This window comes from Parabacteroides sp. HGS0025 (genome assembly GCF_000969845.1).
Lineage (GTDB): Bacteria > Bacteroidota > Bacteroidia > Bacteroidales > Tannerellaceae > Parabacteroides > Parabacteroides gordonii.
This window is the reverse complement of the sequence record NZ_KQ033902.1, coordinates 1657410-1676836: the sequence shown is the minus strand read 5'-3', so window position 1 is coordinate 1676836 and position 19427 is coordinate 1657410. Positions and strand designations below refer to the sequence as shown.

At 42.1% G+C, this 19427-nt stretch carries 24 protein-coding genes and 1 pseudogene; 19 read left to right on the top strand and 6 right to left on the bottom strand.

The features are described from left to right. Window positions 1–35: 35 nt before the first annotated feature. The 4 genes and pseudogenes from HMPREF1212_RS06355 to HMPREF1212_RS26915 form a co-directional block, all read right to left on the bottom strand. Window positions 36–1004 (bottom strand): FimB/Mfa2 family fimbrial subunit, encoded by a 969-nt coding sequence (locus HMPREF1212_RS06355; protein ID WP_157316954.1) that lies wholly within the window; start codon window positions 1002–1004, stop codon window positions 36–38. 26 nt (window positions 1005–1030) lie between these two features. Continuing rightward, a complete protein-coding gene (locus tag HMPREF1212_RS06350; protein ID WP_046148796.1) occupies window positions 1031–2485 on the bottom strand; it encodes an OmpA family protein in 1455 nt (484 codons plus the stop codon). Between the two features lie 12 nt (window positions 2486–2497). Then, window positions 2498–3061 (bottom strand): DUF3575 domain-containing protein, encoded by a 564-nt coding sequence (locus HMPREF1212_RS06345; RefSeq protein ID WP_046148795.1) that lies wholly within the window; start codon window positions 3059–3061, stop codon window positions 2498–2500. 458 nt (window positions 3062–3519) lie between these two features. Next, window positions 3520–3714: pseudogene (locus tag HMPREF1212_RS26915) on the bottom strand (tyrosine-type recombinase/integrase); the annotation flags it as partial. A 287-nt stretch (window positions 3715–4001) separates the two neighbouring features. On the opposite strand from HMPREF1212_RS26915, the gene HMPREF1212_RS06335 reads away from it, so the two are divergent. Continuing rightward, window positions 4002–5231, top strand: coding sequence for a site-specific integrase (locus HMPREF1212_RS06335; RefSeq protein ID WP_002561202.1), 1230 nt, complete (start codon window positions 4002–4004; stop codon window positions 5229–5231). Window positions 5232–5243: 12 nt separating this feature from the next. Further along, window positions 5244–6467, top strand: coding sequence for a site-specific integrase (locus HMPREF1212_RS06330; protein WP_046148793.1), 1224 nt, complete (start codon window positions 5244–5246; stop codon window positions 6465–6467). Between the two features lie 92 nt (window positions 6468–6559). On the opposite strand, the gene HMPREF1212_RS06325 is transcribed toward HMPREF1212_RS06330, so the two are convergent. Beyond that, a complete protein-coding gene (locus tag HMPREF1212_RS06325; RefSeq protein WP_046148792.1) occupies window positions 6560–6856 on the bottom strand; it encodes a helix-turn-helix domain-containing protein in 297 nt (98 codons plus the stop codon). A gap of 38 nt (window positions 6857–6894) precedes the next feature. Beyond that, complete coding sequence (locus HMPREF1212_RS06320; protein ID WP_046150258.1) at window positions 6895–7206, bottom strand: helix-turn-helix domain-containing protein; 312 nt, start codon at window positions 7204–7206, stop codon at window positions 6895–6897. Window positions 7207–7608: 402 nt separating this feature from the next. Here HMPREF1212_RS06320 and HMPREF1212_RS06315 point away from each other — a divergent pair, with 402 nt between their 5' ends. From HMPREF1212_RS06315 to HMPREF1212_RS06235, 17 genes are all read left to right on the top strand, one after another. After that, window positions 7609–8568 carry a hypothetical protein gene (locus HMPREF1212_RS06315; protein WP_046148791.1) on the top strand — a complete coding sequence of 320 codons (960 nt, stop codon included), beginning with the start codon at window positions 7609–7611 and terminating at the stop codon, window positions 8566–8568. Between the two features lie 13 nt (window positions 8569–8581). Further along, a complete protein-coding gene (locus HMPREF1212_RS06310) occupies window positions 8582–11584 on the top strand; it encodes an N-6 DNA methylase (protein WP_046148790.1) in 3003 nt (1000 codons plus the stop codon). A 240-nt stretch (window positions 11585–11824) separates the two neighbouring features. Continuing rightward, a complete protein-coding gene (locus HMPREF1212_RS26910; RefSeq protein ID WP_157316953.1) occupies window positions 11825–11980 on the top strand; it encodes a hypothetical protein in 156 nt (51 codons plus the stop codon). A 49-nt stretch (window positions 11981–12029) separates the two neighbouring features. Further along, on the top strand, window positions 12030–12521 hold the full coding sequence (locus HMPREF1212_RS06305; protein WP_046148789.1) for an antirepressor: 492 nt from the start codon (window positions 12030–12032) through the stop codon (window positions 12519–12521). Between the two features lie 328 nt (window positions 12522–12849). After that, the gene (locus HMPREF1212_RS06295; RefSeq protein ID WP_052724930.1) at window positions 12850–13155 is read left to right on the top strand and encodes a hypothetical protein; all 306 of its coding nucleotides are present in this window, start codon (window positions 12850–12852) and stop codon (window positions 13153–13155) included. Window positions 13156–13226: 71 nt separating this feature from the next. After that, the gene (locus HMPREF1212_RS06290) at window positions 13227–14165 is read left to right on the top strand and encodes a hypothetical protein (protein WP_046148787.1); all 939 of its coding nucleotides are present in this window, start codon (window positions 13227–13229) and stop codon (window positions 14163–14165) included. Then, window positions 14162–14386 carry a hypothetical protein gene (locus HMPREF1212_RS06285; RefSeq protein ID WP_046148786.1) on the top strand — a complete coding sequence of 75 codons (225 nt, stop codon included), beginning with the start codon at window positions 14162–14164 and terminating at the stop codon, window positions 14384–14386. The genes HMPREF1212_RS06290 and HMPREF1212_RS06285 overlap by 4 nt, the downstream gene beginning before the upstream one ends. 16 nt (window positions 14387–14402) lie before the next feature. Continuing rightward, a complete protein-coding gene (locus HMPREF1212_RS06280; protein WP_046148785.1) occupies window positions 14403–14603 on the top strand; it encodes a hypothetical protein in 201 nt (66 codons plus the stop codon). Window positions 14604–14634: 31 nt separating this feature from the next. Continuing rightward, complete coding sequence (locus HMPREF1212_RS06275) at window positions 14635–15561, top strand: DUF932 domain-containing protein (protein ID WP_052724929.1); 927 nt, start codon at window positions 14635–14637, stop codon at window positions 15559–15561. Between the two features lie 80 nt (window positions 15562–15641). After that, window positions 15642–15863, top strand: coding sequence for a hypothetical protein (locus HMPREF1212_RS06270; RefSeq protein WP_046148784.1), 222 nt, complete (start codon window positions 15642–15644; stop codon window positions 15861–15863). Beyond that, the gene (locus HMPREF1212_RS06265) at window positions 15860–16921 is read left to right on the top strand and encodes an LPD29 domain-containing protein (protein ID WP_046148783.1); all 1062 of its coding nucleotides are present in this window, start codon (window positions 15860–15862) and stop codon (window positions 16919–16921) included. The genes HMPREF1212_RS06270 and HMPREF1212_RS06265 overlap by 4 nt, the downstream gene beginning before the upstream one ends. Window positions 16922–16948: 27 nt before the next feature. Beyond that, on the top strand, window positions 16949–17371 hold the full coding sequence (locus HMPREF1212_RS06260; RefSeq protein WP_046148782.1) for a hypothetical protein: 423 nt from the start codon (window positions 16949–16951) through the stop codon (window positions 17369–17371). A gap of 4 nt (window positions 17372–17375) precedes the next feature. Continuing rightward, entirely contained in the window at window positions 17376–17660 is a 285-nt protein-coding gene (locus tag HMPREF1212_RS06255) for a DUF4120 family protein (protein ID WP_046148781.1), read from the top strand. 12 nt (window positions 17661–17672) lie between these two features. Next, entirely contained in the window at window positions 17673–18053 is a 381-nt protein-coding gene (locus HMPREF1212_RS06250) for a DUF4313 domain-containing protein (protein WP_046148780.1), read from the top strand. A 4-nt stretch (window positions 18054–18057) separates the two neighbouring features. Continuing rightward, window positions 18058–18393, top strand: coding sequence for a hypothetical protein (locus tag HMPREF1212_RS06245; protein WP_046148779.1), 336 nt, complete (start codon window positions 18058–18060; stop codon window positions 18391–18393). Then, the gene (locus HMPREF1212_RS06240) at window positions 18390–18947 is read left to right on the top strand and encodes a hypothetical protein (protein WP_046148778.1); all 558 of its coding nucleotides are present in this window, start codon (window positions 18390–18392) and stop codon (window positions 18945–18947) included. The genes HMPREF1212_RS06245 and HMPREF1212_RS06240 overlap by 4 nt, the downstream gene beginning before the upstream one ends. 11 nt (window positions 18948–18958) lie before the next feature. Then, a complete protein-coding gene (locus HMPREF1212_RS06235) occupies window positions 18959–19390 on the top strand; it encodes a hypothetical protein (RefSeq protein WP_046148777.1) in 432 nt (143 codons plus the stop codon). Window positions 19391–19427 lie beyond the last annotated feature (37 nt).

Sequence of the window (19427 nt, the reverse complement as noted above, 5' to 3'; positions counted from 1 at the left end):
ACTTAGTGTTTATTTAGTAATTCACTGTTTGATTCTTACATCGCCCCTCCGATGGTGCCGCCGTCCTCCCAGTCGCTGACGCCGGTGAAGGAGACGGATATGTTGTCGCCGTCGATCCGGAGGGTGATGGCAAACTCCTGGCGGATGTTCCGGGAAAAGGGGATGCTCATTTCACGGAAGAATTCGGAGAGGTTTACCTCGCGGATCAGCGGGCGGTCGCCTGCCCAGATACGGAAGAGCAGGCGGGTGTTGTCGGTATAGCGGTAAGTCATCAGGTCGCCTGTCAGGGTGCGGTTCGGGCGCATGGTGGCTACCGTATAATGGTCGCAGAGACGGGTGTCGTCGATGCGGGGGATGTTATAGATGGTACCGCCCGACGGGTCGTAGCCCGGAAGGGAGGTGTTGACACGTTCGGCCACGTCGAAACCGGCTGCCGCAGGGATGCCGCGGAGGGTGAAAGTGAAGTCTTTCGTGTTGGACGGGGCGTTGTTGAGCCATTTGGCCGTGACACGCAACAAGGCATGGGCATGGGTGGTGTTGACGCGCTTGCGGATGATGCCGGAGCGGGGGACTTCCAGGATGTCGGTGGCGTAGTAGAGGGGTTCGGTGTTGGGGTGGCTTTGACACACCCCCTGCCCCCTCTCGAGAGGGGAAAGGATACTTTCTGTCGCTATGTCGTTGTGCTCCAGGCGGATTTCCGAGAGACGGGTTTGGCCGATGATGGCGGGGGCGATGCGGCTGCGGCCGTCGAGGTTGCCCCAGCTGACCAGGGTGTAGGTGCCGGGGGAAACCACCAGCTCGTGGGCCAGGAGGCTGTCGCCTTCCAATGACCTGACCTGACGGAGGATGCCGTCGGCGTCGAAGAGGTATTCGTTCATCGTGTCGACGTAATCGGGGATTTCGTTGTCGGTGCCGGTGAAGACGTACCAGTATTCCAGACGGGCGTTGTAGTCGCAGTCGGGAAGCGGGGCGTCGATGTCGCAGGCGGACAGGATAACGATCAATAATATATATGTATAGAGATGGGCGGTCATAAAGAGTCCTCCTCTCTGATAATCAACTCCAACATTACGCTGCGGTTGATGGCGGCGCGGGGATCGGCTTTTACGTCGTCGCGGTCGAGGTAATGGCGGGCGGTTTCGGCGTCGCCGAGCAGGAGGCAGGCGGCGGCTGCGTTGATCTGGGCCACGATGCTTTCCGGGTAGGTTTCGGCAGCGATTACATAGACTTCGCGGTGCTGTTCCGTTGCGGGCGGGTAATAGCGGGCCACGCGGTACATTTCGGCCAGGCTGAGCCGGGCGGGGTCGCTGTATAGCAGGCGGGCGGCTTCGGCATCGCCTACCGGGGGGACTTCGCAGGTCAGGCGCAGTTCGACACGGCGCAGGTAGGGGAAGAAGCTACGCAGCAGTTCGCGGTAGACGCGGCCGCCCTCGAGTTGCATCAGGTAGTTTTCGCGGCCTTCAAAGATACCATAGTTGTCGATGATGAAGCAGACGGCTTCGGCATAGGGTTTACCGGAGACGGCTACCATGCGGCGCAGTTCCTCCCAGTCTTCCGCCACGCTGTTGCAGATCACCGGGCAGCCTTTGGGAAGATACCGGCGGCTGATATAGGCGCGGAACTCCTCGGCACGCTGGCGGGCCAGGGTTTCGTTATGCTGATAGGCCCCTTCGGGCGAGGCATAGCCGGTGACGATCACTTGCCGGAACTGCGAGACACCCACTTCTTTCAGGCGGCGGAACAGGCTGTCGGTATAGGCCAGCTCACCGGGGTTCTTTCCGAACTGCGGGTCTATGCGGACACTGCCCTGGCGGTAGTCGAGGTAGGCAATCTGTGTTTCGGTGCGCAGCTTGACAGGCTCGTCGTCGGGGATCAGGAAACGGATTTCCTTATTGTAACGGTTGTAGATGGCGGCGGCCTGCGGGGTCGGCCCGGCCACCTCTTTCACACAGGGCGGTACCAGAGCGAGGTCGTCCGTCAGCAGATCGTCGGCAAGCACCTGCCCACGGCAGCAGTCGCGGCTGATCTGCCGGAGCCACAGGCCGGCATGACGCATCCAGGAGGTATAGGGCACCCGGACGATATAAGGGATCTCATAGCGTTTTCCCTTTTTCGGGTGTACGAGCCGCGAGAAACAGTCCCCTCCGGGAAGATCGGTTGCCGGATCGACGGTACGGGCACGATCGTCATAACGGGCACGGCGCCGGCCGCTCACCATTACAACCGGCAATGCCAGCCGGTGACCGTCCCCGCCCTGCAACTGAGGTTCCAGTATCAGGCTGCGGGAAGAGGGTACACGGATATCATCGAACACGAAGTGGAGACGCAACGATACGCTGTCGTCCTCCTCTACCTCCGCCCCCCGGAAGGTGATACGGATCGGGACGGCCTGCGGCTGCTTTTTCCCTTTCCCCCAGGCCGGGAAGGAAACGGACAGCAACCCTGCACCGAACAGTATATATATAATGTATAAGCAATGTTTCATGGCGAAGAGCTATTAATGGATAAAAAAGATCAGTGACACACCCGCACGGGTCGGGCCGAAATAGTGACGGCGATAGGTGCCGAGCACCTCCGTGCAATCGTAACAGATATATTTGTCATATTGCATATAGGCATAGCCAACCCCGATAAACGCTTCCAGCCCCCAACGGCGACCGATCACCCAGTGATAACCCCAGGTAAGGCCGCCCCCGTAGAGTTCGCCCCGGTAGTTCGTATCTTTCAATCCGGGGATAAAAGGGATATTCCCCATATTGAAATGGCCGTAGTGCCCGTGAAGCCCGAAGAAAAAGCCCTCGTAGGCCTGGCAGGGCCAATAGCGGAGCTCGGGTTGCACAAGGTAGTGTTTGAGCGACATATCGTTGTTGAACTCCCAAGCGTTGTAGGCACCCCACAGATCAACACTCATTTTCTTACCCAGGCGAAACTCGAAGCCCATGTTCGGCGTAGTTGTTCCCCAGTATAACAGGTTGCTTTTGAGCGACACATGCTGCGCCATAACCGGTACGGCAACGAATAAGCATATGGTTATCAATACGTATGACTTTATTTCTCTCATCTTTTTTCTCCTTCACCCTGATGACCTTATTTACCAAATAAGGTAAATGGCCCCTGTCGGATGGGGAAAAAAAGGTCTGTTACCGGCAAAAAAAGACTCTTTTTAAGCGATTAGAAAGCGAATTTGTACAGACTAACGTAGTGAAAAGGTGTTAAATAGACTGACGCCCCGGAATATTATGCCCTGAAAAAAACGATATAACCTTTTTTAAGTTATTGTAAGAGTTTTACCCTTAAAAAATGTGTTATTAGATCCCGATTGCGTATAACAATCTGCCCCAAAGCAGATTCATGCTTTAGAAAATAGTTAATACTTGCTCTTTCTTTACTTTTATTAGTTATCTTTGCTGCTCAGCAGCCTTTGGAAACCATATTTTCCTGAGTTTTTTGAACAAGTATTACCGCCAATCTACCTTATTTGGTAAATAAGGTTCCCAAGCGATTCTCCCTCACCTGGTATCAGGCCCGTTTCATGATACTGTCGCCTACCTCTTTAGTAACGGCTTCATTGGCTTTATTCAAGACCGACTGGTCGAGTTGAGCCAGATAGATACGGGTCGTCTTTTCCGAAGTATGTCCCAGCGCCTGGCTGATAACAGCCACAGGAATATTCTGCCGGAGCGCTTCGGTAGCCCAGGTATGGCGTGCAAGGTGAAAACTTTTTTGAAAAACGAATAAAAACAAAATAGCGAAACTAAGGCGTAATCTGCTTATAATGAAGTGATATGTATTATTTCGCCAGTTCGTAAAAATACTCAAAATCGCACATTATAGCACAACTTCAGTTACCAAACCGTTAGCCGGGCAGTTACCGAAACAGGAATAGGTAACAAGTGCAAATCACAGCAATCAAACCCGCCTCCTTTGCTTTGGTTTACAATACTTTGCATAACAAAGAACGCTTATAGAATAGGTAATTTTACCAGTTAAATTATAAGCGTATGAAAGTAGAAAAATTCAAGGTTTTGCTCTACCTGAAAAAGAGCGGACTCGATAAATCGGGTAAAGCACCCATCATGGGGAGGATAACTGTAAACAACTCTATTGCGCAGTTCAGTCTGAAGCTATCCTGTACTCCTACTTTATGGAATTCCAGAGAGAGTCGTTTGGACGGTAAAAGTCAAGAAGCGGTTGAGACCAATGGCAAAATAGAAAAACTATTGCTTGCGGTTCATTCGGCATTTGATACACTTGTTGAACGCAAGCAACCTTTCGATGCAACGGCAGTCAAGAATTTGTTTCAAGGCAGTATAGGAACGCAAATTACCCTGTTAAAACTCCTTGACCGCCACATTGAAGAATTGGGCTCACGCGTTGGCATTGACCGGTCAGCGGGAACTCAAACCAAATGGGTATATACGAGGCGTTATCTGAGCGAATTTATAGAACAGAAATTCAAAACCAAAGATCTTGCTTTTGGGCAGTTGAACGAGCAGTTTATTCGTGATTTTCAGGATTTCATTTTGCAAGACAAAGGCTTTGCGATGGATACCCTGCGTCATGATCTGGCAATTCTGAAAAAGATTTGTAAAATAGCTTATAAGGAAGGGCATTCTGAAAAGCATTATTTTTCACATTATAAATTGCCAAAACAAAAAGAGGCTACCCCAAAAGCGTTAAGTCGGGAAGACTTCGAGAAATTGAGAGATCTGGAAATACCCGAAAGGCGACAATCCCATATAATAACGAAAGACTTATTTCTCTTCGCCTGTTATACAGGTACCGCATACGCGGATGTGGTAAGTATAACGGAGGAGAACCTCTTCCATGATGACGAAGGCAACCTGTGGCTCAAATACCGCCGAAAGAAGAATGAACTTCTGGGTCGGGTTAAATTATTGCCGGAAGCGATTGGCTTAATCGAAAAATACAAAGATGAGAGCAGAGAAACCTTATTTCCGGCACAACACTATGCAACCCTCAGAGCGAACATGAAAGCCTTACGAATCATGGCAAATCTTTCGCAAGACCTTGTCTATCACGCCGGAAGGCATTCCTTCGCTTCCCTTATCACGCTTGAAGAGGGCGTTCCGATAGAAACAATCAGCCGGATGCTCGGACACAATAATATCCAGACCACCCAAATATATGCCCGTGTTACTCCGAAGAAATTATTTGAGGATATGGACATATTCATAGAGGCTACCCAAGATTTAGTATTAATTCTATAATATCACACCCAAATGCGAAGTACATTCAAACTATTATTCTACATCAACCGTAATAAGGTAAAAACCGACGGTACCACAGCCGTTATGTGCCGGATAAGTATCGACGGCAAAAATTCCACACTTGCGACCGGTATCTATTGCCGACCCGATGAGTGGAATACGAAAAAAAGCATAATCAAAACGGAGAAGGAGAATTATCTCCTTACGCAACTTCGCGAACGTATGGAACAGACATACATTCGCCTGCTTAAAGAATTGGGAGTTGTCAGCAGTGAACTGCTGAAAAATACAATTGTCGGTGTAAATTCCATCGCAACCAATCTGCTTGAGGCAGGAGAAGTGGAGCGTGAGCGTCTCAGAATCCGTGCCCTCGAAATAAAATCCACATCGACCCACCGTGGTTCAAAGACCACACAAGCCAATCTACGGGATTTTATTCATTCCAGAGGTCTGGAAGATATTGCTTTTACGGACATAACCGAAGAGTTTGCCGAATCTTTCAAGATATTTCTGAAAAGAGATTTGGGGTACAAGCCCGGTCATATCAACCATTGTCTTTGCTGGCTTAACCGACTAATTTATATTGCAGTAGATCAGGAAGTTTTAAGAGCTAACCCAATAGAAGAAGTTTTATACGAGAAAAAAAATCCGCCAAAACTCAAGTATATAAGCCGGAATGATTTGAAACGTATTATGGAAACCCCGATGGAAGACCGCATGTTGGAACTGGCTCGCCGGATGTTTATCTTTTCGAGTTTCACCGCCCTTGCATATGTGGATACGCAGCGGCTATATCCGCACCATATCGGGAAAACAGCGGGAGGCAGGCTCTATATCCGTAAACAACGGGCAAAAACAAATGTAGAGGCATTTATACCATTGCATCCGGTAGCCGAGCAGATACTTTCACTTTACAATACAACCGATGACAGTCAACCCGTATTTCCCCTGCCTGAAAATAGTACTATAATCTGGCGTGAGGTTAACCAGATAGGCATATCAATGGGCTTGAAAGAGAATTTGTCCTATCACATGAGCAGGCATTCAGCAGGGACTTTATTACTTTCGGCAGGAATTTCAATAGAGAGCATTGCTAAAATAATGGGACATGCCAATATTTCCACGACACAGGGTTATGCTATAGTTACGGATACGAAAATATCAAAAGATATGGATAGACTTATGGAACGCAGAAAGAAAAACGACCTGGAAGAGGAAGCGAAAGTAAATGAGTAACAATCACATAATCATGATCATACAAATAACAGCAGGCTCTTACATTAAAAAGCCTGCTGTTATTCAATTTACTGATAGAGAGCATAAATTATTTACCTGTATTTCTCCCGATAATTGTCTTCCAATAGTTGTTTTATATCGGAAGCACGATAAAGAATTTTACCACCCAGCTTGATGTATGGAATACGTCCTTCATCGCGGTAATCCTGCAAACATCTCCTGCTGATCTTCAATTTCTTCGATAATTCCTCATCGGTATAAAAACTCTCTCCGTTAAGTGTCGGTTTCCGGGAAGAAAACAAACGTTCTAACGAAGAAGAGAGACCCTCCAATGAGCGAAAGAATGACTTTATTCTTTCATTTTCAGATGTGATTAATTGATTACTCATATATTTTCCTGTTTACATTTTACTCCAATGCTTCTGAATTATATCTGCTTTCCTTTCTTGACAGCTGCTTTCCGTTTGTCTTCCACCAAAGAGACTATCTTTTCTACATCTTCCGGTTTATAGTAGATTTTATGACTGATCCGGGTAAAGCCTAAATCGCCATCATCCCGTAGAGTCCGCAAAGTCCTTGGAGATATATTAAGTAGCAGACACACATCCTGATTATCCAACCACTGTCCGATACCTTTATCGGCATGTAATTGACAGAGGGCTTCCATGCGACCCACGAAGCTTTCAAATTTTGAAAGCATTCTCTCAAATAGTTCCGCGTCTATATTTACTATATCCATGACAATTCCTTTCCTTTTAATATTTATTTCTGATGCAAACAAAACACAAAAAATAACAAGGTGTATTTGCCTGACGATATGATACATTCCATGTCACCACATGTCATCCGTACTGCGTATTTTGAGTTATTGAAAAGTGCAGAATAAGAATATTTCAACTGATAATAAGAAAAGAAGTGCCTCCTAATAAAACCGGAAATACCCATAGCTACAGGCAAAGGTATCCCGTGTTCTTAACGCCGGAGCAAGGTCAGACCGCTAAAGCGGTTTTCTGGAAAAATCATCCTCGCCTCAGCTCCGGTATTTTTCCGAAAAACCTTGCACCGCCTAAACACTACCTTTTGCAGCCTGTAACTATGGGAACTCCGGCCCCATAAGCCGGTTAATTTAAAAGTAAATCATATGTTACAGACAGGAACAAAAAGGCATGACAATGCAGGAGGCAGCACAACCGACCTGCTTTCTTCCATCTATCAAATTGAGATTCGTAACGAGGAAAAAATATCTGATACAGACAGAATATTTTGTGAGAACCAGCAAGAGACTCTTTACCGGAGCCTTGATGAAATAGACCGTTGGTATAAGATATTTGTAGAAGAAGCTGCCAAATATAAAGACAGCCATAAGATAAGCTATGAACCGAACGGCAAAATTAAATTCCATGAACCATACAATAGCAAATATGATAATGTGGAGATTGATTTTACCAAGTACGAGTTCAAACCGTTTGAAGTTATCGATAAGTTGGTAGAAGAGAACTACAAGGCTATAAATGCATTTGCCAGATCAGTCATAGCCTATTTCAACCGTAACTATGAAGTATCGGTTCCGTATCCTGAAATTGATGAGAAAACACTATCAATGGGATTCCGTCCCTTGTATCAGAGTTATGTGGATTTAGTTATCGAACACCTCGGAGGTAAGAGTTTCCGGGATACGGCAGAGGAAGAACTGATAAATCGTTTTCTCAACGCTGTAAAGCCGAACCGGTGGAGTAAGGTAAAACCTGAATTGAAAAAGGATAAAATCATTTTTCCGGATGTAATCAGCTTTGACAGTTTCTGGGATGATAGAAATAAGATGCACTATAACTATCGCAATGAACTCGAGAACCTTTGTGCAGGAATCGCATTCGGAGCAGATAACTCATTGCAGGGTAGCTCATCCATGATTATTTGGTTCAATGATAACGATGTAGATATCTCAGAACCTTATACGCTGACAACAACCGGTGCCGAAGAAATGAAATTCTTCAAGAACGGACGTGTCGATGTCAGGTTTAAAGATGCGAAAACGGCTGAAGCCTGTTTTTACAAGCTGAAACTCGATACTATTGAATTACAAAATAATGATGACTATTAAATAAGCTACTACTATGTACCAGATAATTCCCCAACAAATACCACAGGACCGGAGAGCTGAAATCAATGAAAAGATTTTATTCTGTATTGATACAGGCAAGAACCTGTTACCTCCCGAAACCATTTACAACTGCTATACTGGCATAGGCGGACTACATAACCTCAAACAGGAGGATTTTGCCAATTATCACGAATATGCCCAGGCAAAAAAAGAATTTGAAATGGGACAGTTTTTTACTCCCCATGATATTTGCCGTGATATGACCGGGCTCATAAAACCCGACCAGTCGGAAATGATACTTGATATGTGCTGTGGTATGGGGAATTTCTTCAACCACCTACCAAACCAGCACAATGCTTACGGTTTCGATATTGACGGGAAAGCTATTTCAGTGGCAAGGTTTCTCTATCCTAATGCTCATATTGAGAAATGCGACATTGTTCAGTACAAACCGGAGCAAAGATTCGATATTGTTATCGGTAATCCTCCATTCAATTTGGAAATCGATCATGAATTATCGCAATTTTATTATATGCGAAAAACATATTCGGTATTGAATCCGGCAGGAATACTGATGGTGATAGTACCCTGTTCATTTCTGCAAAACGAGTTCTGGGAAAAAACGAGAGTCACGGCCATAAACCGTGATTTTTCTTTTATAGGACAGACAATGTTAAATTCCAATGCATTTGCAGCGGTCGGTGTTCATAATTTCAATACCAAGATAATGGTGTTCATGCGTGAATCCCGCCATATCGAAATGACTCCTTACAATGCCGAAGAGTTTGTTTCATGGGAAGAACTGGAAAAACGTATAGAAGCAGCCAAAACACTCAAATCCGGTTTGAAAGTAAGCCTGATGCGGGAAACGCAATCTATTGATAAGGAAGAATTGGATCGCTTTGAGTACAAACTCAGTAAATACCTTTTTGAACTGAAAACCCACAAGCACCTTCATAAGCATTATGACAAAGCGGTTGCATTGGTTACCAAGTTCCGCAACCAGCACCCTCCCGAAGATTGTACCAACGAGCAATTCAAGGAATGGGAAAGGAACAAACTGACCACAACAAAGGTTCTGGGTATAATCCGTAAATATATCATCAACCAATATGTTATACCTCGCAAAGAAGTTGCTTTGGTAAAAAGCAACTACGGTTTTAAACTAAAACAATATGCCCCGAGGTTACTGGACGGAATTAAACACAGGTCAGCCAGTATAAACGATCTGGTACTCGGTAGAGTAAACCTCCCGATTCCACCCGATTATACACCCAAAATAAGAAAGCAGATAAAGGCAGCCGAAAGGCTTATTGGTCGCAAGAGACGGCAATATGAAATCCAAAGCCAGGTATTTTCCGAAATGGATGCCAATCCAGATATTCAGAACTATCTGGATAATGCCACCTTTATTAATAAGGAACACGAAGTCTGCCGTTTTACCAATCTTCAGAAACAAGACCTGAACCTTGTCTTTCAGAAAAGGTATTCTTTACTGAACTGGCAACAGGGTTCGGGAAAAACAGCAGCAGTCTATCATTTTTCAAAGTATCTTTTGAAATACAGGAAAGTGAGAAATGCTATTGTTCTGGCTCCGGCCATCGCTACTAATTTAACATGGGAAACATTCCTGAAAGTAAATAAGGAACAATATTATACACTTCGTAATTACAAAGATTTTCAAAATGTACCGGAAGGAGTTTTTCTTGTAGTCAGTATATCCATGTTAAGTAAACTGAAAAGAAATCTAAGCCGGTTTATAAAGCAGAACTCAAAAAAACTCTGTCTGATATTCGACGAATCGGATGAGATAACAAACCCGATCTCTCAGAGGACAAAAGCTGCACTCAGTATATTCAGACGATTGAACTACAAAGTACTTGATACCGGAACTACCACCCGCAACCATATTACCGAGCTATACAGCCAATTTGAATTGCTCTACAATAATTCTATCAATATGATGTGTTGGTGCGATGAGATTTACCATCAAGATAAAGACGGAGATATTGTAAGTCGGAGAAATGATTATTATGGCGAACCATTTCCGGCATATCAGGGACATAACCTGTTCAAGGCTTGTTTCTGTCCGGGAAAAGCCAGCGTATTCGGTATTGAAAAGCAGAATCAGGATATATACAACAAAGAGGAACTGTTCGACCTAATCGGCAAAACAATAATCACCCGTAAGTTCAAGGATTTTGCCGGAGAGAAATACGAGGTTAAAACCCATACAGTCACACCTGCCGACGGAGAACGGGAGGTTTACAGGGTTATTGTCGAAGAGTTCTGCCGGATATGCGAATTATACTACAACAGTACCGGGGATACAAAAAAAGAGGCTGGGCTGCGTTTGATGCGACAAATTAAGTTACTGATTAAAGCGTGTTCGGTACCTAACCTGATAGACGGCTATTACGGCAATCCATATCCAAACAAGACCAGGTATATTAAAAATATGATAAAGTCAATACCCGGAAAGGTCGCTATTGGATGCACTACACTGGCAGCCCTCGATATGTATGAGCGGTATATTACGGAACAATTTCCTGACAGGCCGATATTTATAATCAAGGGTGATGTAACCTTTAAGAAAAGGCAAAGCATTATCAAAGAATTTGAGGATACCCTGAACGGCATCCTTATTTGTACCCAGCAATCGCTGAAAAGTTCTGCTAATATCCCGACCTGTAACGATGTGATACTCGAATCGCTTCAATGGAATATCCCCAAGATGGAACAATTCTACTTCCGGTTTATCCGGCTCGATTCAAAAGACCAGACACAGGTGCATTTTGTAACCTACGAGGATTCGATAGAGCAGAACTTAATGGCGCTGGTACTCACTAAAGAACGGTTGAATGAATTTATAAAAACCGGAGAGGTGAAAGAACAATCTGAAATCTTCGAGGAATTTGATATTACCATGTCTGTAATTGAAAGCCTGCTTACCAGGGAACAGGACAGCGAAGGAAAATTTCATATCAGTTGGGGAAGCCAGAGATTAGTAAGCTGAAAACGATATGGAGAGAGATGTAAAAGGCTATAGATTTCAGTCCCACAGGCAAAGGTGGTTTCGTGTTCTTAACGCCGGAGCAAGGTCAGGCCGCTAAAGCGGTTTTCAGAAAAATCATCCTCGCTTTGCTCCGGTATTTTTCCGAAAAACCTTGCACCGTCTAAACACGCACCTTTAAAGCCTGTGGACTGAAACTCTACAGCTTCCACATTTTAGTATTAATTAAAATATAGATATAAAATGAAAACAAAAGATTTGCTTAAAAGGATTGAAGAAATTTTCCATGAAAAACTTCAAAGTAAAACAGGATGGGGACGTAATGAAATTACCAGTATCTACCAAGCTTCTATCAATGAGGCATTAATGGAATTGGCTGATTCTATAAATATTTCGTGATTATGAAAGCTAAAAAAACAAAGAATCCAATCTTTAAATTGCTAAAGTTATGAATTTATCAGATTCGGAAGTAGTGGTAACTACTCAAAAAGAAATTGATAACGATACCCATGCAGGAGATTGGTTCCGGTTATCAGATTACGGGGATGCGGGAGAATTTTGGGATGCTTGCTATTCCTATTTTTTCAATGAGAAAAACCCCGTATTCAGATATCCGGCATGGGAAAATATTCCGGACTGCCTCATAAACAAAGAGTGGTTTTGTCCGAATTTCTTCGAAATAAGGGATGCTTTGGAAAGACTGGATGAACCGGAAATAGAACCTTTTATAGCCTGGTGTAATTATTATGGGCATAACATAGCCACAGATGATGCACATATGCTTGTAGCCTATTATCAGGATAACCATACATCCTATCCTGAATTTGAGAATGACACAACGGAAATACCCGATGATACTTTCACTTATCAAAGCATTACCAGTAGCTTTTTTGATATTGAACGATATTCATTCGAGGTTTTTAGTGATAACTATGATTAATAACTTTCGCCATGCAAATAGAATTTTTAGGTCCCATTTACCACACAAGCCAAAGTGCTGTCAATGCATTCGCGGACATAGTGAATCTGATCATCTCATCGGATAATATCATGGAATTGAATAAGAAATTATTGCAAAGAAACCAGATGGGTCAATTATCCGCTTATTTTCTATGGTCGTTTAATAACTATACATTCAGCTTATGGCAACGGACTAGTTATGGATCTGATATATGTTTCGAGCATAAACTGATTGAATTGCAATTTGTAACATTAGTATGTAAAGACCGGCGCAGGCCGAATATAACAACACATTAATTCATACGGTTATGGAATTTAATGAAGATACGAAAATGACAGAAGTCAATAATATGCAAATCGCTAAGATGGCATTCTTCAAATTATACCATGACGGGAATAAAGATGCGGCGCTGAGGCTTGCAAACTGCATTCTCTCTTATGACTGTATAAAACTAAACATCGGTGATATTGACTGGGCGATAGAAATTGCGCTCAACTATTGCGGTGGACATCCAACAGTTGGAAGAAGGTACTTGGCTACGTTCAACTTCAAGGGTAAAACTGAGGTGCCTGAAGAACAGTACGAAAGTCTTATACATGAATTTTACGATTAAATATTATCAAATAACAACATCAGGAAGAGTGGCTGCAAGGTCGCTCTTCTCTCATTTTATATAGTATAGATATGGAAACAAAAAAAGAAATCAGCATGAGTATGGTTGATGGGTTGATGGATGATAACTATTCATTAAGCTATGTGGATTACAGGGAAAGTCTGGATAACAGTCTGGATACTATTGAAAAATGCCTTGAAGCAAAGAGTTGTGATGCCTTGCAGGAAAAGCTTGATGAATGGTATTCCTGGCAGGAAGATGAGACAGTATATAGTATAATGGAAGAATTAAAAAAAGAACTGGTAAAATCCGGCTATAAAAAATGGAAAGCAGAAAAATTCTTTGAAGAGAATGAGGAAGAAATTAAGAATGAAATATATAGTCGGGACAATTCCGACCCACTGAAAGATTTATTGCGCAATACCGATAACATTCCGGTCCGTGTAGAACTGCTTTCCAATTATGACTGTATCAACTCACATTGGCTGGAATCATCCGGAGGATATAGTTACGAAGAATCCTATTTCGGAGATATGGTCGATGCACTGAACCTTAATCCTCATAAGGTAAAGAAAATACTACTTGAGCAAGGAGAAAAGGTAATCGGGCACTTTCCTGACAAACACGCCAGGAATGGTAAAGAGCAGGTTTCCTACGAACAATTCTATGAAGAATTGGAAAATTCCTGTTGCGGAGCAAACCTGCTTACCTATGTAGCAACCGTTGATGTTCAAAAGTTGTATGATGCGAACTTTAACCTCTCGGAAATAATAATACCCAAAGGGAATAAATGCGGTTTGTACAGTTCCATGCAAGGCGGCGGAAGCTTGATGGAAATGGATTTAAAAGAAGATGTGAATATTAAATTATCGAAAGGTAAATATCCTTATTGGCGCCTTGAGGTAGATAAATGGGGCACAGGATATAACTATTCCATTCAGCAAACCTATGGAGTCGATAGCTCTTTTTTCGGCAAACCACTCGACAATATAATACATCAAACAGCATGAAACAGTATGAAGTAAAAACAAGGTTTGTCTTTGAAGGAATATTCAGAGTGAACGCAGAAAACCGCGAAGAAGCACGTAAAGACATCGAGGAGAATTGTGGATTGATTATGGGCGGAAGTATACATACTACGCTCAATGATGAAGACATTGACTGGAATTTTGATACTCATCCCGAACAGAAAATCATAAGTATAAAACAAGTAAGAACGAGAAAAAGTTAGAATAAACATTGCCAATATGGCACATTCAATTATCGACGGAATATGCAGCTCATGCAGTTGTACCCGTAAACAGGCTGAGGAATACCTCGAAGATGAAATCCGGAACCTCCGCGAATTAAGAGACTTGGACGATCTCCGGTCGGGCGATATGGAAGTAGCGTGTGATAATCTTGGATTGGAACATGACTATGTGGAATACTTTATAGAGAATATATAAATCATTTTTTAACAATTTAAAAATTGCAATCATGAACGAATTAATGACAAGAAAGGAAACATTCGATTTTCAAGCAAACAAAGTAGAGATCATGGATCTGCCAACATTGAAACGTACCCACATGGAAGATGATTATGAAGGTAATCCTCTCCGCGGACTTTACCATTTTCAAGCAATTGAAAATGTAATCGACATCTGTAATAAATATAACCTTAATTACGATGTCGAAGAAATATTTGCGGCACACAATAACAGCAAACATCTTCCGGGAGTTACCGTTTTGAAAAAAGAAGAGATTGCCCATGGAGAAAAATCGGTTGTGGCCCACATTCTGAGAAGGATATTTACGACTATCCGGATCAATGATTTTGAGACTGACGAGCTGACCACTACGATTGTACTGACTTATCATCAGGACGGTATTCAAGCTGCAATCGGACCATGTGTAAAAGCCTGCCATAATCAATGCATCCTGAGTGCTGAGCGCATAGTTTCGAATTATGGAAAAAATAAGGTTAGTACAGAACAGTTGTTCAGTACAGTAGACAGATGGCTAAGCCAGTTCGAAACACAGATGACTGAAGACCGTGAACGGATAAGACGTTTGAAAAATACGCGTATTAACGGGCAGGAAGTATATACCTATATAGGACTACTTACAGCATTGCGTGTAGCCCATGACAGTTCGGATGAAACACTTTCGGCTGGAGTAGAAAACTACCCGCTCAATCAATCACAGATTTCAGCATTTACAGAAGATGTACTTAAAAAGATGAAAGGGCGTGATAGTATTTCTGCATGGGATATGTATAATATCGCTACAGAGTACTACAAGCCGGAAAAGACTTCAATACCATCTCTGGTGCATCAGAATGTTGCATTTGTATCTACACTTGATAATTTCTGCCAGTTTAAGGATAAAGAAATTATAGATGCGGAGGCTGTATTAGTTTCCTGATAACAAAAACGATAAGGGAGCCGGAAGGCTCTCTTATCGTTTATAAGATTAAAATCCTAACTCAAAATAATAAAAGAACAATGAATTTCTTCAGTGATATAGACATTGCATGGAAAGGCAAAAAAATAAGAGTGAAAGAAGGCCATCCGAGAGCAAAGGAAACGGCCACATTTTCCCATACGCTCAACGGATACGATGGTTTTGGATTGGTATTTAAGAGTAACGAGGGAAAACAAGACCTCTTTATCCAATCACGGGATTTAGATTTTATTGAAATAACTGACAAAAATAAATTATCATGACTTATTTTTCAAAAATAAACAGTCTTGCAGAGCTGAAAAAGCAGTATCGGAAACTTGCAATCGAGAACCACCCCGATAAAGGCGGCAGTACAGAAGTAATGCAGCAAATAAACCTTGAATTTGAAAAACTGTTTGCCGTATGGAAGAACGATACAAGAACCGTCGAAGCGGCTACAGGCTACGAAAGCGACTATGCCGGAGCATCTGCAAGAGAATATACCGATTACGTTTATAATGAGTATCGCTACCGAGGAAGTAACTATAAAGGTCAATCTCCAGAAGAAGTCGTAAACATACTGCGTGTATGGTTGAAAGAAACTTACCCGCGATATAAGTTTTCTGTAACCAGAAAGCATTATGATTCAATCTATGTTTATTTAATACAGGCAGACTTTGAAGCCTTTTCCAAAGATTCCAACTGCAAATGCTCAAAGCAGCTTAACCATTATCATATCGAAAAAGATAAGGACCTGACGGATCGTGCCCGTGAGGTAATGGACAATGTATATTGCTTTGTCAATTCCTATAATTTTGACGATAGCGATGCCATGACTGATTATTTTCATTGTAATTTCTACCTGAACATGGGTATAGGTACTTGGGAAAAACCATATAAAATGGAAATACCCAAGCTGCAAGCGAAGAAAGGGACATTACCTCCGGTATTCAAACATCCGGAAGGAGTGGCTCATAAAGCCATCAGGCAAGCGCTCGGGAAAGCTCGTTTCGGCTATATTGAGAGTAAAAAATATAACGGAGTCATGATACTTGGAGAAGACCATTATAGTGACAATGGTGAACATCATTTCTGGGGACTATCCTATTCAAGCGAGAAAATGGCGCAGAAAAGAATCGACAAGCTTCAGGCCGCAGGTATTATCTGTAAAACAACAGGATGGAATGGCGGATACATCCAGTTTATCGGTTACACACCCGAAACAGAAACGCAGCTCGATAGAGAAAGACAAGAGTGGATTGAAGCCAAGAAAGTTTGGGATGAAAAACAGAAGGAAAATTTAGTAACAGAGGGAGCCGAAAGGCTCTCTTCTCATTTATAACAGTATCAACTTAAAAATTTAGAGACAATGAGTACTATATGCAGTAAGTGCCATAGCACTAAAGTTTCATGTGAAGCAATAGTAAATCCTAATACAAAAGAATTCATTCATTATACGGATGAATCATTTGATTATGGATGGTGTGATGATTGTGATGAAGGGCAGGTTCTTGTGGACACGGAAGAAATAAAAGCGAATATAGATAAAGCCTTCAATGAATACCTGTCGGATTTTGACAAAGAGCCTTCGTTTGCGTTATGCCATATAAGGCATAAGGGCGACGATGACGGTCCTTTTTACGATATGCTCTTCAAGCTATCTGTAGATATTGGTGCGGACGATGACGAAGTATTTTTTTACTGTAATGGTGTAAAAGAACTAAAATCATTAACAGAACCATCCGCAAACGACTTTATAATAATCGAATTCGTTTCATTCTTAAAATCATAAAATTATGATAATCAAATGCGAAGAAAGATATCAGGAAGCAATGGACCATGCTGCAAAAATAGGCGACAAAACATTGCAGGATTGTTTGGAACGGCTTAAACAATGGGAAGCTAACCAAAATTGTGAAATATTCCTATGTAAGGATTTTGCCCCATTGTCATTCTATTTCGTGATGAATGATAAAAACGGTAACAGAGTAATGAACGGAGGTGTACTTTATCATGGAAATCCGGATAAATCCTATGCCGTTACATTCGATCCAACGAAAGGTTGGCAAATTCATACTTAAAAAAACAGTATTATGGAAACAAAAACAATTATAATCGAAGGTAGGGAATTCAACCTGATTCGTTTTAAAAATAAATGGGTATTCCCTTTTATTACTACTTATGAATGTGGTCTGGGAAGTCCCATTGCCTTTATGTTATATTATTTGGTTGGAGAGTCATTGGAATATTATACTTGTATTACGGTAAATCTCCCTGAATGTAAGCGAAGTGCAGGTTGCCAGTTTATTGACACCAACAATAACGACAGTAATATACTTGATTGGCTGGAAGAAAATAAATTCGGCGAACGGACAAACAGAACCAGCACTTCCGGTTTCTGTACCTATCCGGAATTCGACTTTTACAAAGGGGAAAAATTTCACGAATACAAAAAAATGAGTGAAAACCTTTAAACAAATGAAAGCTATGACACATCAGGATAAAAATACTTTAGAATTAATTACTTCAATTCTGAAAAAGCTATATGACCTCAATTCTCGTGGCTATTTTACCGCATGGTTGGATTGGTCCGGGCATACAAATGGTTTTTATATCAAAATCATCAAAGGAAAATGGGTTGAGGAAAAAAACGTAAAACCTGTATATGAAGCTTTAGTTTGTACAACATTTGGAATCTGGAAAGATGCGTTCTCTGGTCAAACATTTGACGTATCGGAATTTCTCTCCCTTATTCAATCTCTTATGGAATATAAGTCATCGGTAAAAGTGAAATCTCTAAAAATTCCGACATGAAAAAGCATAAGCAGGAAGATGTCAGCGACTGGATGGAAGAAGCCCGGGAACTGGCTAAGGCAGAAAAAGAACTTCAGATTGAAAAATGGGTCATCATTTCAATAGAATATCAAAGTAAGGACTGCCGGCGCGTAGTCCTTTTTCGATATGACTTACCAAGAGAGCTTTACGAAAAGTACAGGTGGGTGATTCGTTGGAGGCAATCGAAATACCAATGCTTATACCCTCGTGAATATATTCAGGTTTATCATTCTTATTATGATAAGAGAACCGGACTCAAAACCGATTTTAATTCTTGTTTATCCCGCCTTGCTTCATCCAAAGCACAGATTACCATTGCCAAAAGAAAGGAACAGGAGTACCTCTCGTACCAAAAGCAGAACAATCTGTTCTTTGATGAAAATACTGACGAAGACCTTGTTAAATTCCGGAAGAAACTTAAAAAGAAAGAAGAAAATTATAACCTGCTTTATCTGAATATCCAAAATGCGGTCAGGGAACATAACGCTCATAAATGTCTTATCGGGTCAGATGCGCAGTCATATTTAACTTAAAAATAGAAACAATGAAAATTTCATCAACACCGACAAATCACATTCTTGTAAGGGCTAACAGCCAAAGTGAATGGGATTGCTGCGACTTTGCTATCATCACTTGTGATAGTAATTGGAAAGGAGCAATCAAAAAAAGATTGGAAGCAGCCGCTTCATTCAATGCTCCGGAGAGCTTTATCTCCTTTAAATTCTACGATAATAGTGTGGATTTCTACCAATCAAAAAATGAAGAGGCAGAGATATTATCAGAAAAAGAATGGAGTTTTGTTATTCTTGAAGGAGAGGAACAAGATTCATTTGAGAAACCTGAAAATCGTTTAGACACGGGCTTACTGATTTTATACAAAGACGGAACCGGATTTTATAAGGCTTATGGAAAACACACAAACGAAGAATTCTATACAGCAGAATTGCCCTTCGGAAAAATATTGGAGAGTATATAAACTTAGAAAAAAATTAGATAACGGCAGGATCTAATTT

What these genes read in the sequence shown, in the direction of transcription:
- HMPREF1212_RS06350 (WP_046148796.1), bottom strand. Translation starts at nt 2,485, where the DNA reads ATGAAACATTGCTTATACATTATATATATACTGTTCGGTGCAGGGTTG.
- HMPREF1212_RS06345 (WP_046148795.1), bottom strand. Translation starts at nt 3,061, where the DNA reads ATGAGAGAAATAAAGTCATACGTATTGATAACCATATGCTTATTCGTT.
- HMPREF1212_RS06335 (WP_002561202.1), top strand. Translation starts at nt 4,002, where the DNA reads ATGAAAGTAGAAAAATTCAAGGTTTTGCTCTACCTGAAAAAGAGCGGA.
- HMPREF1212_RS06330 (WP_046148793.1), top strand. Translation starts at nt 5,244, where the DNA reads ATGCGAAGTACATTCAAACTATTATTCTACATCAACCGTAATAAGGTA.
- HMPREF1212_RS06325 (WP_046148792.1), bottom strand. Translation starts at nt 6,856, where the DNA reads ATGAGTAATCAATTAATCACATCTGAAAATGAAAGAATAAAGTCATTC.
- HMPREF1212_RS06320 (WP_046150258.1), bottom strand. Translation starts at nt 7,206, where the DNA reads ATGGATATAGTAAATATAGACGCGGAACTATTTGAGAGAATGCTTTCA.
- HMPREF1212_RS06315 (WP_046148791.1), top strand. Translation starts at nt 7,609, where the DNA reads ATGTTACAGACAGGAACAAAAAGGCATGACAATGCAGGAGGCAGCACA.
- HMPREF1212_RS06310 (WP_046148790.1), top strand. Translation starts at nt 8,582, where the DNA reads ATGTACCAGATAATTCCCCAACAAATACCACAGGACCGGAGAGCTGAA.
- HMPREF1212_RS26910 (WP_157316953.1), top strand. Translation starts at nt 11,825, where the DNA reads ATGAAAACAAAAGATTTGCTTAAAAGGATTGAAGAAATTTTCCATGAA.
- HMPREF1212_RS06305 (WP_046148789.1), top strand. Translation starts at nt 12,030, where the DNA reads ATGAATTTATCAGATTCGGAAGTAGTGGTAACTACTCAAAAAGAAATT.
- HMPREF1212_RS06295 (WP_052724930.1), top strand. Translation starts at nt 12,850, where the DNA reads ATGGAATTTAATGAAGATACGAAAATGACAGAAGTCAATAATATGCAA.
- HMPREF1212_RS06290 (WP_046148787.1), top strand. Translation starts at nt 13,227, where the DNA reads ATGGAAACAAAAAAAGAAATCAGCATGAGTATGGTTGATGGGTTGATG.
- HMPREF1212_RS06285 (WP_046148786.1), top strand. Translation starts at nt 14,162, where the DNA reads ATGAAACAGTATGAAGTAAAAACAAGGTTTGTCTTTGAAGGAATATTC.
- HMPREF1212_RS06280 (WP_046148785.1), top strand. Translation starts at nt 14,403, where the DNA reads ATGGCACATTCAATTATCGACGGAATATGCAGCTCATGCAGTTGTACC.
- HMPREF1212_RS06275 (WP_052724929.1), top strand. Translation starts at nt 14,635, where the DNA reads ATGAACGAATTAATGACAAGAAAGGAAACATTCGATTTTCAAGCAAAC.
- HMPREF1212_RS06270 (WP_046148784.1), top strand. Translation starts at nt 15,642, where the DNA reads ATGAATTTCTTCAGTGATATAGACATTGCATGGAAAGGCAAAAAAATA.
- HMPREF1212_RS06265 (WP_046148783.1), top strand. Translation starts at nt 15,860, where the DNA reads ATGACTTATTTTTCAAAAATAAACAGTCTTGCAGAGCTGAAAAAGCAG.
- HMPREF1212_RS06260 (WP_046148782.1), top strand. Translation starts at nt 16,949, where the DNA reads ATGAGTACTATATGCAGTAAGTGCCATAGCACTAAAGTTTCATGTGAA.
- HMPREF1212_RS06255 (WP_046148781.1), top strand. Translation starts at nt 17,376, where the DNA reads ATGATAATCAAATGCGAAGAAAGATATCAGGAAGCAATGGACCATGCT.
- HMPREF1212_RS06250 (WP_046148780.1), top strand. Translation starts at nt 17,673, where the DNA reads ATGGAAACAAAAACAATTATAATCGAAGGTAGGGAATTCAACCTGATT.
- HMPREF1212_RS06245 (WP_046148779.1), top strand. Translation starts at nt 18,058, where the DNA reads ATGAAAGCTATGACACATCAGGATAAAAATACTTTAGAATTAATTACT.
- HMPREF1212_RS06240 (WP_046148778.1), top strand. Translation starts at nt 18,390, where the DNA reads ATGAAAAAGCATAAGCAGGAAGATGTCAGCGACTGGATGGAAGAAGCC.
- HMPREF1212_RS06235 (WP_046148777.1), top strand. Translation starts at nt 18,959, where the DNA reads ATGAAAATTTCATCAACACCGACAAATCACATTCTTGTAAGGGCTAAC.